We start from the raw sequence: 13,978 nt of genomic DNA, 5'->3' as shown, positions 1-13,978 counted from the left end.
TAAGGGATTCAGGATTCCTTTGATGGACGGCCTATGATTCATATTGGTCGAAGGAGACCGATATGGGCATTACCACGCCGGCCGGATTCTAATGGACTGCAACACTTCGGCATCGAGCAGTGCGTTGACATATCCCTCCCGCTGCAGCCGTTGTTCCGTCTCGCTCGTTGAAGACGATACATCGACACAAAGAACCAGTTCGAGATCCACCGAGGAAACCTGCTCCGCCGTGGCCGACAGCGACGTTGTCAGGCTCACCGCCACAGCGAATAGCACGCCTCGTGCCCGTTCGGGTTTTCTCCGACCAGCGAAGCGTGGAATGAAGGACATCATCTCGGCGCGTCCATCCGGTTGGTCAAACGGGAGGATGCTGCGGCGGCAATTGCACGCGGCGTCAGCCGCGAAACCGCGCGCACCCAACTCGGCGACGGAAATGAAAAACCCGCCAAGGGGCGGGTCTAAATTACGTTTATGGTAGCGAGAGCCCGTTTTGCTGCTTCCCCCCCGAATGTTCCAATACCATTCGGCTGCCAGGACTCGGTCAGGAAGTAAGACCTCCATGCGCCTTCAGAATCCTGGCTTCTTGCAGCAGCGATGCACGATCGGTGCCAACCATGTCGATCAGGTCTCGAGCAAATCAGTTATGTGCGCGGCCGTCTCAACATCGTGCCGATGCGGAGGCGGACATGAGCGTGGCCCTACTGATGCCGCGCGAGCCGGTCCATGGGTGCGTTTGCTTCGGCCAACCTAGCCAGCGCTTGCTCGACTTTTTGAGCCGAGGCGTCTGTGCGCTGGATATGCCTCACCATTTCCCGCCTCAGCTGCGCGAGCCTTGCTGCGCGAAATACGTCGCCGTATCTCGCAGTTTCAAGGTGGAGGGTCGCGAGCCTCATGGGCGACGATTCCAATTATCTCGCAGTAGAATTCGCGGAGCCGACTTTCGTTCCGATGTCCGACCTTACGCTCGCAAAGGGCTGGCCGGAAGGCCGGGACGAGATCGTCCGATGATGCTGCTCAGTCGACCTGCTCAATCTCCGGACCTGGTTCAGTCGGCAGACCTGCCCGCAAAAGGCAAAGACAAACCTTCCGACCAGTGGAAGACCGTGACGCGGGAACGTGTCGAGCGGCTCGTCAACGCCTATCGCTCGGCAGAAAAGTCAGGCAACTAGAAAGCGCGTTCTGGTCTGCGGTCCAAGTCGAGATGATCAGGCAGTCCTGTCGTGGCAGTCAGCCCGGAGGGACCGCTGCGTGACCCGTGCGAACTCTGTCAGCGCTGCAGGGATCGATCTTCGTCAGCCGCGATCTCGCCTCTACCACGCGCCGTTGCGCGGCCTGTATTCTTCTGCACATCGCGAGATTCTCGGCCAGCATTTCTTCAGTGCGTTGAAGCGCGAGCTCGGTCCGGTGAATGCGCTGCCTGGCGTTGGCAACTTCTGACGTCAAAATATCGGCCGCCATCCCGTGGCCGTGGGGTTCCATAGTGTCCATTGATTTCTAATACATGGGGGCCGATATCGTTCCCTGATTTCGGGCGAAACGGCGGGCCGCAGACGGGCGGCGACACATTTTGAATCATTACCGTTAGGAGCCCGGAAGAAGAAAGTAGACGACGAAGTGATTGTTCGCCTCATTGATAGGTTGTCCGTTTAGCCCGCACTAGGCTGTGTCAGAGCGGGGCGGTTAGAATGCCGGCGTGACAGGCCAGTGAAAAGGCCATTCTGATCAACGACAGTTTCGATTGTTCGTCAGGCCGAATTCGCACGAAAATGGACAAAAGTTGAAACCAGAACCCCCAGGCCATGGTCTATCAAAGACCGAGGCCAGTGTTAGCGGCAATCAATCTTCGACCATCTCAAAATTGGAGCCGGAGATGTTGCGAACTCGCCAGTTGTGGCCTGCATTAGCCAATTCTGTGTTTAGCCACTTGGCAGGAGGAAGCTCTAGTCCTGCCATCATACGAGAAGTTATGCCGTCGTGGCTTAGGACGTACAGTCCGGCAAATTGCCGGACGATTTCAACGCGATTGGCGATTAGGTCCTTTTGAGCAGCATCCTTATCAACGGCCTTCGTCGTCGCGCTCAATCTCTCTTCAACTTCGGCCTGCAGTTTCGCGGGCACAGTAAGAAGTTTCGACACAAAGAAAATCGCCGCCAGCACCGTTGTCATACCTACGGCCGCCACAAGCTTTACTAGCGCTCCGGACATATCGCCAAGGAAATACCAAGTGGCAAAAAACACAGCGAAAAGCGGAGCCAGAGTAACTAGAATGCGCTCCCAATTGTTCCATCTGACCGATGCGAGACTTTCCCGCCAGGCGCGCTTTGCAATGGTCTTCCAGTAGGTCTTGGTCATTGCCGGTTCATAGCAGAATCGAGTTTCCAATTCAAACTGAGGGCAGATAGGCGTTCAGCTTGGGAAGCTAGCCCTTTCGACCCGATTCCAAGGACTTGCCTGTAAAACAGGCGGAAAGTCGCTTGTATGATATCAACGGGTTACGGCGGGATTGTAAAACCGTCGCGGCATCAGCACCGGTACTTATCAGTCTCGGCGATGAAGCACGTGAACTCGCGCTCGACCTCGAAGGCCGCCTCGTCTCTTGTGGCGGCGGTTCCTCGTCTCTTGTGGCGGCGGTTCCTCGCTGCCCGCGGCGCTGGCGCGCCTCGTCGAGGCCCTTGCGCGTCAGGCGGCGCGCGACGCTTATGAGCGCCGCCAGGAGAACACCCATGAAACGAGCGGCACTCTATGCCCGCTATTCAAGCGACCTGCAGACCGACAGGTCGATTGAGGACCAGGTAGCGCTCTGCTCGGACTATGCCGCCAAGCAGCAGCTGACCGTCGCTACCGTCTTTCACGACCGCGCCCGCTCCGGCGCCTCGATCATGGGCCGCGACGGCGTGCTGTCGATGATGGACGCCGCGCGCGACGGCCTGTTCGACGTCCCCATCGTCGAGGCGCTTGACCGCCTGTCGCGCGACCAGGAAGACCTCGCCGGCATCTACAAGCGGCTCACCCATCTCGGCATCGAAATCCGCGCCGTGCATGACGGCCGGGCAGACATCGTGCAGATCGGCATCCGCGGCCTGGTCGGCGCGCTATATCTACAGGATCTTGCGCAGAAGGTGCGGCGCGGCATGGCCGGCGTGGTGCGCGACGGCCGCAGCGCCGGCGGCAAGGCCTATGGCTATGCGCCGGTGCCGGGAAAGCTTGGCGAACTGTCGATCTTGCCGGAAGAAGCGGCGATCGTGCTGCGCATCTTCGAGGAGTATGCGGCCGGCCGAACGCCGCGCGACATCGCCGGCGGGTTGAACGATGACAACATTGCCCCGCCGCGCGGTCGCTACTGGTCGGGTGGGACTATCAACGGCAACCCAAAGCGAGGCTACGGCATTCTGCAGAATGCCATCTATGACGGCCGCATCGTCTGGAACCGTGTCCACATGGTCAAGGATCCGGATAGCGGCCGGCGCCAGTCGCGCGTCAATCCGAAGTCCGAGTGGCAGGAGCATGCCGCCGAGCATCTGCGCATCGTGCCGGCCGAGCTGTTCGCCGCGGTCAACAACCGCAAGCCGCGCAATCGTTGCGAGACGCCGCAGCGCAAGAACACGCGGCTGCTTTCAGGTCTGCTTCGCTGTGGCGCCTGCGGCTCGGGCATGTCGGTGAAGGACAAGATGGGACGGCTGACCCGCATCGTCTGCACGCGCGCCAAGGAATCGCGCTCGTGCACCAACACGCGGCCCTATGCCGTCGATCATATCGAGGCGACGGTGCTGGACGGTTTGCGCGCCAGGCTGAACGACAAGGCGCTGATCGACCACTATGTCGCCGCCTACAATGATGAGCATCAAAAGCTCTATTCGGGGCAGGGCGCCTCGCGCGAAAAGGCAGCGCAACGGCTTGACGCTGCCAAGCGCGAATATGACCGGGTGCTGAACGCCTACGTCAAAGGTATGATCTCCGAAGCCGAGGCCGAGCAGCGCCTGCCCGAGCTGCGCGCTGAGCGCCAGCGCCTCGAGGGCGAGCTCGCGGTGACGCCGCAGCCGCCCAAGGTCGTTACGCTGAAGCCGGCGCTGGTCACCCGCTATATCAGAGATCTCGAAGCGCTCGCCGCGGCGATCGGCGACAACGGTTTCGTCTCTGAAGAGGCCAAGAAGATCGTCCGCGACGTCGTGACCACAGTGACGGTCTACCCGCCAAAGGCGGGTGAGCAGCCGTCGATCCTGATCGATGGATATCTGTCCAACATGGTCGACCAGGGCCTGAGCCACCGCGTCTCCGTTCGGGGGGGAGCGATGGTAGCGGGAGAGGGACTTGAACCCCCGACCCCAGGATTATGATTCCCGTGCTCTAACCAACTGAGCTACCCCGCCAGGGCGGCGAAGGCCCGAAATCCAGCTTAAATCGGCAGGCATATCGGCGCGTTCGCCAAGGTCGCGCGGATATAAGGTTGCGAGGCCAAGCCTGTCAAGCATCGAAGTGGCTGCCGCGCCGGCATATTGCTGGCGCCTAAAGCTTTGCCGGGCAGACATTTGGGCGCACAGGCCGGGGTTGAGTTCGGCGAGGCACGTCGCTATGTCTCGCCCACGAAAGCCATGGTCAGAAATTGATGAAACCGCGCATTGCAGTCCTGGGTTGCGGATACTGGGGAAGCAACCACATCCGCACCCTCAAGGCGCTCGGCGCGCTGCACGCGGTTTCGGACGTCAACCCTGCGCGTGCGGAAGGTTTTGCCAGCGAGCAGGATTGCCTGGCGATCGAGCCGGAGGCGCTGTTTGCCCGCGACGATGTCGACGCCATTGTCATGGCGCTGCCGCCGCAGTTCCATGCCGACATGGCGGTGCGCGCCGTGCTCGGCGGCAAGGACGTGCTGGTGGAGAAGCCGATCGCGCTGACGGTGCCCGACGCCGAGCGCTCGGTGCAGGCTGCCGCCGACAATGGCCGTGTCTTCATGGTCGGCCATGTGCTGCGCTTCCATCCCGCATTCGAGACGCTGAAGGCGCTGATCGACAATGGCGAGCTCGGCGAGGTCCGCTACATCCATTCGCACCGGCTCGGCCTCGGCAAGTTCCACACCGAAAACGATGCGTTGTGGGATCTGGCGCCGCACGATCTGTCGATGATCCTGGCCATCACCGGCACCGAGCCGGTCGAGGTGCGCGGCGAAGGCGCTGCCCTTCTCGACAATCTCAGCGACTTTGCGCATCTGCACATGCGCTTTCCCAACGGCCTGCGCGGCCATCTGTTCGCCTCGCGGCTCAACCCTTACCGGGAACGGCGGCTGACCGTGGTCGGCACCAAGGCGATGGCGGTGTTCGACGATGTCGAGCCGTGGGAGCGCAAGCTTGCCGTCTACCGCCACGCGGTGTGGCAGGACAGCGGCCAATGGGCGTTCACCGCCAACGAGCCGTCCTATGTGGCGGTCGGCGAGGGCATGCCGCTGACGCGCGAGCTGGAGCATTTCATCCACTGCATCGAGACGCGGGCCGAACCGCGCACCAGCGGCGAGGAAGCCATCCGAGTGCTGCGCATCCTGACCGCCGGCACCGTCGCCCACACCAGGCCCTAAGCGAAAAACGCCGTCTATTCGGCGGGAACCCGCGCCGGCTGGACGGCAAGCCGCGTCAGCATCGCCTCGGCTTCGGCGCCGCGCTCGGAGCGCTCGATGAAGCCGCCGCCGAACACGCGCGCCTCGTTGCCGTCGTCGGAATAGAGCACGCAGGCCTGACCGGGCGCGATGCCGGACTCGCCGTCGACCAGCTCCACCGAAGTGACGCCCGCGCGGTGATGCAGCACGGCCGGGCGCGGCGGCCGCGTCGAGCGCACCTTGGCGAAAAGCTCGAGCCCGGCCGCCAGGATCTCGGTCAGCGGGCCATCGCCCAGCCAGTTCATGTTGCGCAAGAAGATCTTGTGGGTTTCCAGCGCCTCGCGCGGGCCGACGACGACGCGGGCCCGGTCGGCGTCGAGATGGACGACGTAGAGCGGCTCGCCGGAGGCGATGCCGATGCCGCGGCGCTGACCGACGGTGTAGCGCAAAATGCCTTCGTGGCGGCCAAGCACGCGCCCGTCTATATGGACGATGTCGCCCGGATTGGCGGCAGCCGGCTTCAGCTTGGCGATGATGTCGGAATATTTGCCCTGCGGCACGAAACAGATGTCCTGGCTGTCCTGCTTGGCGGCGACCGTCAGTCCCATCTCCTCGGCGATGGCGCGAACCTCAGGCTTCGACAGGCCGCCGAGCGGAAAACGCAGATAGTCGATCTGCGCCTGGGTGGTGGCGAACAGGAAGTAGCTCTGGTCGCGGTCGGCGTCGACCGGCCGGTAAAGCGCGCGGTGGGCGCCATTGGCGCCGGAACGGATGTAGTGACCGGTGGCCAGCGCGTCGGCGCCGAGTTCCTTGGCGGTCGCGAGAAGATCGGCGAATTTCACCGTCTGATTGCAGGAGACGCAAGGGATCGGCGTTTCGCCGGCGACATAGCTCTCGGCGAACGGGTCAATCACCGCCTTGCGGAAGCGCTCCTCGTAATCGAGCACGTAATGCGGGATGGCGAGCGTCTCGGAGACGCAGCGGGCATCGTCGATGTCCTGGCCGGCGCAGCATGAGCCGGCCCGGTGCGTTGCCGCGCCGTGGTCGTAAAGCTGCAGCGTGACGCCGACGACGTCGTAGCCCTCGTGCTTTAAGAGACCGGCAACAACCGACGAATCGACACCGCCCGACATGGCGACGACGACACGGGTGTTTTCGGGGCGTCCGGGAAGATCGAGGCTGTTCATGGTTCTTTCGTTCTGCGCGGCGCTTCAATGCCAATGGCCGGAATATAGGTCAAGCGTCCCGGCCGCGCCAGCTTTGCAGGCCGGCTCATTTTTCCAGCCGGGTTCAATGCGCGTGCCGGCAGATATCTCAAATGCCGATGAAAAGACTAACGCGGCGTTCATGATCCTTACCTATCCATTAGGGTCTGCTTAGCCAAATTTTAAAGCTGTGGCGGTAATGTGGTGGGGATTGGGTCTTTGAGTTTTTTGTAGAGAGTACGATGACCGATCTAATTAGACCGCGAGTCAAATACGTTATCGGGCCTGACGGCAGCCCACTTACCATCGCCGATCTGCCGCCGACGAACACACGTCGCTGGGTTATCCGGCGCAAGGCGGAAGTGGTGGCGGCGGTGCGTGGCGGGCTTTTGAGCCTGGAAGAGGCGTGCCAGCGCTACAAGCTCACCACCGAGGAATTCCTGTCCTGGCAGGCGTCGATCGACGAATACGGCCTTGCCGGGCTGCGCACCACGCGCATCCAGCAATACCGGCATTAGTCCGATAAGGGCGCTGATCCGCGCCCTTAAAGTTTGCCGGAGCGACGATCTGGGATTTCAGACCGTCAGCACCACCTTGCCGATCGGCCTGGTGGCGAGAAAGGCATGGGCGGCACCGGCCTGTTCGAGCGGAAACGCCTTTGCCACGTGGACGGCCAGCTTTTTCGCGTCGATCAATTTGCCGAGTTCCACCAGAGCGGCACGGTCGGGCACCACGGACATGCGCTCGACGCGGATGCCTTGCGTCCTGGCCTTTGCCTTGGTGGCATCGCTGACATCGAGCAGCGACACCAGAACACCGCCGGCCTTGAGCACTTTTAGCGATTGCTCCGCATGCTCGCCGCCGAACGGCTCCAGAACGAGATCGATGTCGCGAGCCTTTCCGGTGAAATCATCCTCTGTGTAGTCGATCACCTCGTCGGCGCCGAGCGAGCGGACGAAATCGAGCTTTTCCGGGCTGGCGGTCGCGACGACGTAAGCACCGCGCGCCTTGGCGATCTGCACCGCCAGATGGCCGACGCCGCCGGCTCCGGCGTGGATCAGCACGCGCTGGCCAGGATTGAGCCGGCCATGGCGGACAAGGCCTTGCCAGGCCGTCAGGCCGGCCAGCGGCAGCGCGGCGGCTTGGGCGTGGTCTATGCCTTCAGGTTTCGGCGCAAGCTCATCAGCCGGGACAGTGGCGAGTTCGGCGTAAGCTGCCGCCTGTTTGGGAAAGCGCGACATGCCAAAGACGGCATCGCCGACCTTAAGGCCGGACAGGCCGGAGCCCAGCGCCTCGACAGTTCCCGAAACGTCCCAACCAAGGATGAAGGGCGGCTCGCCAAGCAGCGGATAGTGGCCGCCGCGCACTGCGCCGTCGACCGGATTGATGCCGGCCGCCTCGATGCGGACCAGCACTTCGCCGGCCTCGGGTGATGGCGCGGGACGATCGGCAATGACGAGGACGTTGGGTGCGCCGAAGGAATTCTGGATAATGGCACGCATGGGAGGCTCTCTCCTGCTGGTTTGATATGCCACTATAATTTGGATAGTAATATTCTCTTGTCTAGTATGTACCTTTTTGATATATACGCACCTCATGGATAGCGAAGATTGTTTCCCTTCCGGTTATGACGCGTTCCGACGGACGTGCCCCTCGCACGCGGTGCTTGAGACGCTCGCCAGCAAATGGGTCCACCTGGTGATTTGTGCGTTGCGCCGGGGCCGGCTCCGCAACGGCGAATTGGCGCGCAAGCTCGAAGGCATCACCCCGAAAATGCTGACGCAGACGCTGCGTATCCTGGAACGCGACGGCCTGGTGCGGCGCGAGGTGTTCCCGGTCATTCCCCCGCGGGTCGAATACGAGCTGACCGAACTTGGCCAGAACCTGGCAGGACTGCTCAATCAGATCAGGGCCTGGTCGGAGCTGCATGTGCCCGACATCAAGGACGCCCGCGCGCGGGCGGCCGAACAGCAAGAAGATCTGGATGCCTGAGGCCGGCACCGTTCGGTGCACAGCAATAGCGCTCAAGCGCGACGCGCGTTAAAGCCTTGTTTTCAGCCGATCATGGCGCTGCGGCCGCCGGCTTCCGTGTCGCGCGCCTTGGTGTCGCGCGATTCGAGCATCTCGGCCTTGGAAAGCTCCGCTTCGGCTTCGCTCAGCAATGATTCGGCGACATTTCGCTGCTGGGCGAGGTCGCTTTGCGAATTTCTGAGGTTGTCGCGGCGCAGGCGTGCCGCCTTGGCGAAGGTCGGATAGGCAAAATGATTGATGTCGGTGATGCCGGCCTTCTTCTCTTCGGCCGCGATCTGAAGTTCCAGCTCGACGGCCATGCGCTCGAACTCGGCGATCATCATGTCGAGCTGCAGCAGCTGCCGCCGCTTCTCGCTCACCTGAAATTGCTTCAGCCGAACGAGGTTTTCACGTGACTTCATGATTCGGTACTCCCGGAAACGCACACCTGCACATATCGTCCAATTCACCCGGCAAGGCCCAGGCTTCACCCGTTTCCACCGGCTTTCCCGGAACTATGGGAAACAAACTCCTAAAGTTTTTTGCCGGCGGTAACCATTCGTTTACGGGCATTGTTAATCATACGGCTCAGGACTTAAGGGCGGGTAAAAATTCTGCTACTCGTCGCGAAACCCGGCCAACGAGTCCGAAGAGTCACTTAGTCTGGCTTATTAATGTGCTGCATTAATGGTTTGGGTCTGTGATTCATTATTGGATTCAACAAGGTGTAGAAAGGGGTTAAAAAATCTGATACCGTCATGGACGGGGAATTAGGTTTTATTAACCATTCGATGGCAGCCTCTGCTCAGGCAATCACTGCTCCGGTCCTGGACGGGTCGTGAAATGGTCCGGCAGCAGAAAAGGGGAATGAAATGCGCGTTCTGCTGATAGAAGACGACAGTGCAACCGCACAAAGCATCGAGCTGATGCTGAAATCGGAAAGTTTCAATGTCTATACGACCGACCTTGGTGAAGAGGGTGTCGATCTAGGCAAGCTTTACGATTACGACATCATTCTCCTCGACCTCAATCTCCCCGACATGTCGGGTTATGAAGTTTTGAGGACACTTCGCCTGTCCAAGGTGAAGACGCCGATCCTCATCCTCTCCGGCATGGCCGGTATCGAGGACAAGGTGCGCGGCCTCGGCTTCGGCGCCGACGATTACATGACCAAGCCCTTCCACAAGGACGAACTGGTCGCCCGCATCCATGCCATCGTGCGGCGTTCCAAGGGCCATGCCCAGTCGGTCATCACCACCGGCGACCTGGTGGTCAATCTCGATGCCAAGACCGTTGAAGTCGGTGGCCAGCGCGTGCATCTGACCGGCAAGGAATATCAGATGCTGGAGCTGCTCTCGCTGCGCAAGGGTACCACGCTGACCAAGGAAATGTTCCTCAACCATCTCTATGGCGGCATGGACGAACCGGAGCTGAAGATCATCGACGTCTTCATCTGCAAGCTGCGCAAGAAGCTCGACGCCGCGTCGGGCGGGCAGAATTACATCGAGACCGTCTGGGGCCGCGGCTATGTGCTGCGTGAGCCGGAAGATATCCGCGTCAGCGCCTGATCCCGAAAAGTGGATGCCGGTTTTCGGAAAAGAACACAGTAAAACAATAAGATAGAGCCTCATCCCGATTTCATCGGAATGGAACGACCCCTGGTCAGGCGGCAATCTTCAAGGCGCGGAAGCACTCGAGCAATTGCGGCCGGTTGAACGGCTTCAGCAGGTAACCCTGGGCGCCGGCGCGTTTTGCCCGCATGATCGCCCCGACGTCGACCTCGACCAGCGAAATCAGAACTTGCGGCAATACCGGGCTTTCCATGGAGCGCACGCGGCGGATGAGGTCCTGCGCCTGCATGTCCGGCAAGGCGCCGTCGACGACGATGATGTCCGGCATGTCGGCACTGCACATCTCGATCGCCTCATGGCCGCTGGCGGCTTCGATCACCATCAAGCCGGAGCCGCCCAGGATACGCTTTGCAATCTTCCTGATGACGCTCGAATTGTCGACGAACATGCAGCGTTTCATTCCCGGACCCTCTTTGCCATGCGGCGAACCGGCAGCGTCGTGGCATCTGCCGGGGAACATAGGCCGATCTGGTAAAGAAGCCGAAAAGCCGTTAGGTAAAATTTTCCTGAAGGTGTTGTAAGCGAAATCTTCTTTCGCAATGCTTCATCCAATCAATCTGCAAGCCCGTCTGACAGATGTTAGGACGGCGCCGCAAATATGACCTGGAGAAATACTTCGCGCTCTTTTGGAGAACTTCAGGCTACGGAAAGGACGATCTCGTCGGCGGTCGCATGGATCGATATCGTCATGTTGGCTTCGCGGGCCAAAAGCAGCGTGTAATAGGGTTGCACCGAATGCGCGTCGATCGGCTCTTCCGGTCTGTGGCCGGAATGCAATTCCAGGAATTTGGGCGGCACGCGCAGCATCGGGCCGCTCGCCGCGAGCGCAAAGCGCGGCTCGGTCTCGAGGTTCTCCAGCGTGACCACCAGCCTGCCGCCGCGCGGAATGGCGGCGTTGGCGACGAGGATGAGGTTGAGCAGCAGCTTGACCTTGTTCTTGGGCAATAGGGCGCGGGTTCCGTTCCAGACCAGTTCCGGCTTCTCGTTCTTCAGGAAGGCGATGGCCACGGCCTCGGCGTCCCCGGTGTCGATCAGCATGCCGGCCGAACCGGCGGCGCCGAAGGCGATGCGGGCGAATTGCAGGCGGGCGGAGGCGTTTTTGGCGCTTTGGCGGATCAGCTTCATGGCGTCTTCGTCGGCGCCGCCTTCGTCGAGCAGCTCAAGCCCGTTGTTTATGGCGCCGACCGGCGAAATGATGTCGTGGCAGACCCGGCTGCACAGCAGCGCTGCCAGGTCGGGTGCGGAAAGGGTGAAAAGCTCGGCCATCGGCAAAAATCCCTGCAAATTTCACAACAAAATGACCGGGCGATCATGATCACGCCTGTCCACACGAATCACCCTCTCTCCCAAGCATTGTGAATACACAGCGCTTGTGCGTGCAGCAACAAATCCAAAATTATCATTGTCGAAAATGGTGTGTTCACGCAGCCTGGGTGCTGCGCGGGCATGCGAAAACAGCCTTCGAACCGCCATGTTCATGTGAGAGTTTAATGGTTGAAAAAGGATTACGGCATAGTTTGCCCCTAACAGTCATCCTTAACGGCCGCCAAAGAGCCGTACGGGTGCGAGGCGTCGGCGAAAGTGCTCCCTGACGGAGATTGGAAGCATGGTTTCCCGATTCTACGACCGGACTTTTTTCCGTGTCATCTCAATGACGATCGCGCTCATCGGCCTTGTCGCCTTTTCGACATCGGCCGCGCGGGCGCAAGAGTACACCGCCCAGGAGATCGTTGATTCCGGTCATAAATTCTTCGGCGCGACATCGGGTGGGCTGGCCACGGTCGTCGAGAAGATTTTCGCCACCTATGGCCTGCCGAACGGCTATCTGCTCGGCGAAGAGGGGTCCGGGGCGCTGATCGGTGGCCTGACCTATGGCGAAGGCACGCTCTACACCAAGAATGCCGGCGATCACAAAGTGTTCTGGCAAGGCCCGTCGCTCGGCTGGGATTTCGGCGGCGAGGGCTCGCGCGTGATGATGCTGGTCTACAATCTCGACGATGTGAGCAGCCTCTATAACCGCTTTGGCGGCGTCGCCGGCTCTGCCTATGTCATCGCCGGCGTCGGTTTCAACGTGCTGAAGAACAACAATGTGCTGCTCGTGCCGATCCGTACCGGCGTCGGCGCCCGTCTTGGCGTCAATCTCGGCTACCTCAAGCTCACCCAACGCGCGACCTGGAATCCGTTCTGACCTGCACGATGGCGCCACTGCGGTTGGCCCTGTGATCCCACGGTCTGAGCTTTGCCGCGGCAGACCCTTGCCGCGGCGCCGGATTTCCGTCATGCGAAGATGGCAAAGTCGAACTTTGACCATTGCCTGCCGCCCATAACGGCCGGCCATGCATAACGGATAGTCATCTTGGTCCAGTCGATCCTGTTCTTTGTCCTCGGCTTTCTCTGCGCGGGCTTTCTGGCGCTGATGATTGCCCCGGCCGTCTGGCGGCGGGCGGTGGCGCTGACGCGCAGGCGCGTCGAGGGTTCGATGCCGCTGACGCTGGCCGAGATCCAGGCGGACAAGGATCGCGTCCGCGCCGAGTTCGCCGTTTCGGCGCGCCGGCTCGAAATGACCATCAAGTCATTGCGCGAGAAAGCCGCCGAACAGCTGGTCGAGATCGGCCGCGACCGCGAAGCCCTGAAGGAATTGGCGGCCGAGCGGCAGGACAAGAACCGGGTCGTCGCCGACCTCACAACCAGGAGCGAGGAGCTTCGCAAGCGCGATGAGCAGCTGCAGCAGCTGTCGGAGAGGCTTGCGGAGACCGAGCGCGCGCTCGAAAAGCGCGGGCTCGAACTGCGAAAACTGGAGCACATGTATGACGACGCCAGTTTTTCGTCCAGCAGCCGGCAGATCGAGTTGGTGGCGCGCGAATCCGAGCTGCAGAAGCTGGCAAGCGACATTTCGCTGCTGCGCGGCCAGCGCAAGGAGGCGGACAGGCGCAGCCAGGAATTGACAGCCGAAAGCAAGGTTTTGCGGGACGCGCTGAAGGCCGAGAAGAAAAGAACCGGCGACTTGGAAAAGAAGGTCGAACGCCTGCTCGCCACGTTGGCCGATCGCGAGGACAGGCTGGAGCGCCGCGAAAAGGAACTGGTGCGCCTTCGCGAAAGGGCGAAAGGCGCTGAAAGCCCGCCTGCGGCGGCCCTTGCCGGCATGCCAGGAAGCCAGGTCAATGCGACCGCCAACGGCGACATCGAAAAGGCAAGCGCCAAGCTCGATGCCGACCGCGAGCGGCTGGAGGCCAGGCTGACATCGCTGGCACGCGAGAACAGGAGGCTGAAGACAGATCTTGCTGCCGTCGAAACATCGAAATCACACGCCGGAGACGATACCGGCAGCGCCAGCGCGGCATTGCGCGAAGAGATGAACGATCTGGCAGCGCAAGTCGTCGCCTTGACGGCCAAGCTCGACGGCCCGGATTCGCCGATCGCCCAGGCGCTTGCAGCGCCTGAGGATGCGCGGCCGGAGAGCGGCGGACGCAGCCTTGCCGATCGCGTGCGGGCGCTGCAGAAGGCCGCATCGACCAACTGAGACGCCGCAAGCGCAAGAGCGAGACGCCCGG

Annotated in this window: 16 protein-coding genes and 1 tRNA gene; 9 read left to right on the top strand and 8 right to left on the bottom strand. The window is 61.2% G+C overall.

The features are described 5' to 3' along the window. Nucleotides 1-69 precede the first annotated feature (69 nt). Nucleotides 70-561 carry a DUF1194 domain-containing protein gene (locus NKH29_RS10855; RefSeq protein WP_352894616.1) on the bottom strand — a complete coding sequence of 164 codons (492 nt, stop codon included), beginning with the start codon at nucleotides 559-561 and terminating at the stop codon, nucleotides 70-72. A gap of 443 nt (nucleotides 562-1,004) precedes the next feature. On the opposite strand from NKH29_RS10855, the gene NKH29_RS10850 reads away from it, so the two are divergent. Together NKH29_RS10850 and NKH29_RS10845 are read left to right on the top strand one after the other, a co-directional pair. Then, nucleotides 1,005-1,169, top strand: a complete 165-nt coding sequence (locus NKH29_RS10850) for a hypothetical protein (protein WP_023719283.1) — start codon at nucleotides 1,005-1,007, stop codon at nucleotides 1,167-1,169. 79 nt (nucleotides 1,170-1,248) lie between these two features. Continuing rightward, the gene (locus NKH29_RS10845) at nucleotides 1,249-1,437 is read left to right on the top strand and encodes a hypothetical protein (RefSeq protein ID WP_352482032.1); all 189 of its coding nucleotides are present in this window, start codon (nucleotides 1,249-1,251) and stop codon (nucleotides 1,435-1,437) included. Nucleotides 1,438-1,836: 399 nt separating this feature from the next. Here NKH29_RS10845 and NKH29_RS10840 read toward each other — a convergent pair whose 3' ends face one another. Continuing rightward, nucleotides 1,837-2,352: a hypothetical protein gene (locus NKH29_RS10840; protein ID WP_023719281.1), complete on the bottom strand. Its 516-nt coding sequence runs from the start codon at nucleotides 2,350-2,352 to the stop codon at nucleotides 1,837-1,839. A 347-nt stretch (nucleotides 2,353-2,699) separates the two neighbouring features. Between NKH29_RS10840 and NKH29_RS10835 the strand changes: the two genes are divergently transcribed. Further along, nucleotides 2,700-4,334, top strand: a complete 1,635-nt coding sequence (locus NKH29_RS10835) for a recombinase family protein (RefSeq protein ID WP_352965515.1) — start codon at nucleotides 2,700-2,702, stop codon at nucleotides 4,332-4,334. Here NKH29_RS10835 and NKH29_RS10830 read toward each other — a convergent pair. Next, nucleotides 4,291-4,367: transfer RNA gene (locus NKH29_RS10830), tRNA-Met, on the bottom strand. The genes NKH29_RS10835 and NKH29_RS10830 overlap by 44 nt on opposite strands. A gap of 236 nt (nucleotides 4,368-4,603) precedes the next feature. Between NKH29_RS10830 and NKH29_RS10825 the strand changes: the two genes are divergently transcribed. Further along, complete coding sequence (locus NKH29_RS10825) at nucleotides 4,604-5,563, top strand: Gfo/Idh/MocA family protein (RefSeq protein WP_352482033.1); 960 nt, start codon at nucleotides 4,604-4,606, stop codon at nucleotides 5,561-5,563. A gap of 14 nt (nucleotides 5,564-5,577) precedes the next feature. Here the strand turns inward: NKH29_RS10825 and mnmA are convergent, their stop codons facing one another. After that, on the bottom strand, nucleotides 5,578-6,768 hold the full coding sequence (mnmA, locus tag NKH29_RS10820; RefSeq protein ID WP_352999571.1) for a tRNA 2-thiouridine(34) synthase MnmA: 1,191 nt from the start codon (nucleotides 6,766-6,768) through the stop codon (nucleotides 5,578-5,580). A gap of 260 nt (nucleotides 6,769-7,028) precedes the next feature. Here mnmA and sciP point away from each other — a divergent pair, with 260 nt between their 5' ends. Further along, nucleotides 7,029-7,304, top strand: a complete 276-nt coding sequence (sciP, locus tag NKH29_RS10815; protein WP_023679563.1) for a CtrA inhibitor SciP — start codon at nucleotides 7,029-7,031, stop codon at nucleotides 7,302-7,304. A 57-nt stretch (nucleotides 7,305-7,361) separates the two neighbouring features. Here sciP and NKH29_RS10810 read toward each other — a convergent pair whose 3' ends face one another. Beyond that, entirely contained in the window at nucleotides 7,362-8,288 is a 927-nt protein-coding gene (locus NKH29_RS10810) for an NADP-dependent oxidoreductase (protein ID WP_023719277.1), read from the bottom strand. Nucleotides 8,289-8,382: 94 nt separating this feature from the next. On the opposite strand from NKH29_RS10810, the gene NKH29_RS10805 reads away from it, so the two are divergent. Beyond that, nucleotides 8,383-8,778 (top strand): winged helix-turn-helix transcriptional regulator, encoded by a 396-nt coding sequence (locus tag NKH29_RS10805; protein WP_352999569.1) that lies wholly within the window; start codon nucleotides 8,383-8,385, stop codon nucleotides 8,776-8,778. A 62-nt stretch (nucleotides 8,779-8,840) separates the two neighbouring features. On the opposite strand, the gene NKH29_RS10800 is transcribed toward NKH29_RS10805, so the two are convergent. Beyond that, on the bottom strand, nucleotides 8,841-9,218 hold the full coding sequence (locus tag NKH29_RS10800; protein ID WP_023719275.1) for a flagellar export protein FliJ: 378 nt from the start codon (nucleotides 9,216-9,218) through the stop codon (nucleotides 8,841-8,843). A gap of 450 nt (nucleotides 9,219-9,668) precedes the next feature. Here NKH29_RS10800 and ctrA point away from each other — a divergent pair, with 450 nt between their 5' ends. Next, the gene (gene ctrA, locus NKH29_RS10795) at nucleotides 9,669-10,364 is read left to right on the top strand and encodes a response regulator transcription factor CtrA (protein WP_006203583.1); all 696 of its coding nucleotides are present in this window, start codon (nucleotides 9,669-9,671) and stop codon (nucleotides 10,362-10,364) included. 94 nt (nucleotides 10,365-10,458) lie between these two features. On the opposite strand, the gene NKH29_RS10790 is transcribed toward ctrA, so the two are convergent. After that, nucleotides 10,459-10,827 (bottom strand): response regulator, encoded by a 369-nt coding sequence (locus NKH29_RS10790; protein WP_352999567.1) that lies wholly within the window; start codon nucleotides 10,825-10,827, stop codon nucleotides 10,459-10,461. Between the two features lie 236 nt (nucleotides 10,828-11,063). Further along, nucleotides 11,064-11,693 carry a histidine phosphotransferase ChpT gene (gene chpT, locus NKH29_RS10785; RefSeq protein WP_023719273.1) on the bottom strand — a complete coding sequence of 210 codons (630 nt, stop codon included), beginning with the start codon at nucleotides 11,691-11,693 and terminating at the stop codon, nucleotides 11,064-11,066. 385 nt (nucleotides 11,694-12,078) lie between these two features. Here chpT and NKH29_RS10780 point away from each other — a divergent pair, with 385 nt between their 5' ends. Both NKH29_RS10780 and NKH29_RS10775 read left to right on the top strand, forming a co-directional pair. Continuing rightward, a complete protein-coding gene (locus NKH29_RS10780; RefSeq protein ID WP_245278600.1) occupies nucleotides 12,079-12,615 on the top strand; it encodes a DUF1134 domain-containing protein in 537 nt (178 codons plus the stop codon). 168 nt (nucleotides 12,616-12,783) lie between these two features. Then, a complete protein-coding gene (locus tag NKH29_RS10775; RefSeq protein ID WP_352482035.1) occupies nucleotides 12,784-13,947 on the top strand; it encodes a coiled-coil domain-containing protein in 1,164 nt (387 codons plus the stop codon). Nucleotides 13,948-13,978: the final 31 nt, after the last annotated feature.

It is taken from the genome of Mesorhizobium sp. M1295, from assembly GCF_040318135.1.
Taxonomy (GTDB): Bacteria; Pseudomonadota; Alphaproteobacteria; order Rhizobiales; family Rhizobiaceae; genus Mesorhizobium.
This window is presented reverse-complemented; position numbering and strand designations above follow the sequence as displayed.

Bases quoted from the DNA above. Each gene is read 5' to 3' on its own strand.
- mnmA (WP_352999571.1), bottom strand. From the start codon at position 6,768: ATGAACAGCCTCGATCTTCCCGGACGCCCCGAAAACACCCGTGTCGTC.
- NKH29_RS10790 (WP_352999567.1), bottom strand. From the start codon at position 10,827: ATGAAACGCTGCATGTTCGTCGACAATTCGAGCGTCATCAGGAAGATT.
- NKH29_RS10850 (WP_023719283.1), top strand. From the start codon at position 1,005: ATGATGCTGCTCAGTCGACCTGCTCAATCTCCGGACCTGGTTCAGTCG.
- NKH29_RS10780 (WP_245278600.1), top strand. From the start codon at position 12,079: ATGACGATCGCGCTCATCGGCCTTGTCGCCTTTTCGACATCGGCCGCG.
- NKH29_RS10805 (WP_352999569.1), top strand. From the start codon at position 8,383: ATGGATAGCGAAGATTGTTTCCCTTCCGGTTATGACGCGTTCCGACGG.
- ctrA (WP_006203583.1), top strand. From the start codon at position 9,669: ATGCGCGTTCTGCTGATAGAAGACGACAGTGCAACCGCACAAAGCATC.
- NKH29_RS10855 (WP_352894616.1), bottom strand. From the start codon at position 561: ATGGAGGTCTTACTTCCTGACCGAGTCCTGGCAGCCGAATGGTATTGG.
- NKH29_RS10810 (WP_023719277.1), bottom strand. From the start codon at position 8,288: ATGCGTGCCATTATCCAGAATTCCTTCGGCGCACCCAACGTCCTCGTC.
- sciP (WP_023679563.1), top strand. From the start codon at position 7,029: ATGACCGATCTAATTAGACCGCGAGTCAAATACGTTATCGGGCCTGAC.
- NKH29_RS10800 (WP_023719275.1), bottom strand. From the start codon at position 9,218: ATGAAGTCACGTGAAAACCTCGTTCGGCTGAAGCAATTTCAGGTGAGC.
- NKH29_RS10825 (WP_352482033.1), top strand. From the start codon at position 4,604: ATGAAACCGCGCATTGCAGTCCTGGGTTGCGGATACTGGGGAAGCAAC.
- NKH29_RS10840 (WP_023719281.1), bottom strand. From the start codon at position 2,352: ATGACCAAGACCTACTGGAAGACCATTGCAAAGCGCGCCTGGCGGGAA.
- chpT (WP_023719273.1), bottom strand. From the start codon at position 11,693: ATGGCCGAGCTTTTCACCCTTTCCGCACCCGACCTGGCAGCGCTGCTG.
- NKH29_RS10835 (WP_352965515.1), top strand. From the start codon at position 2,700: ATGAGCGCCGCCAGGAGAACACCCATGAAACGAGCGGCACTCTATGCC.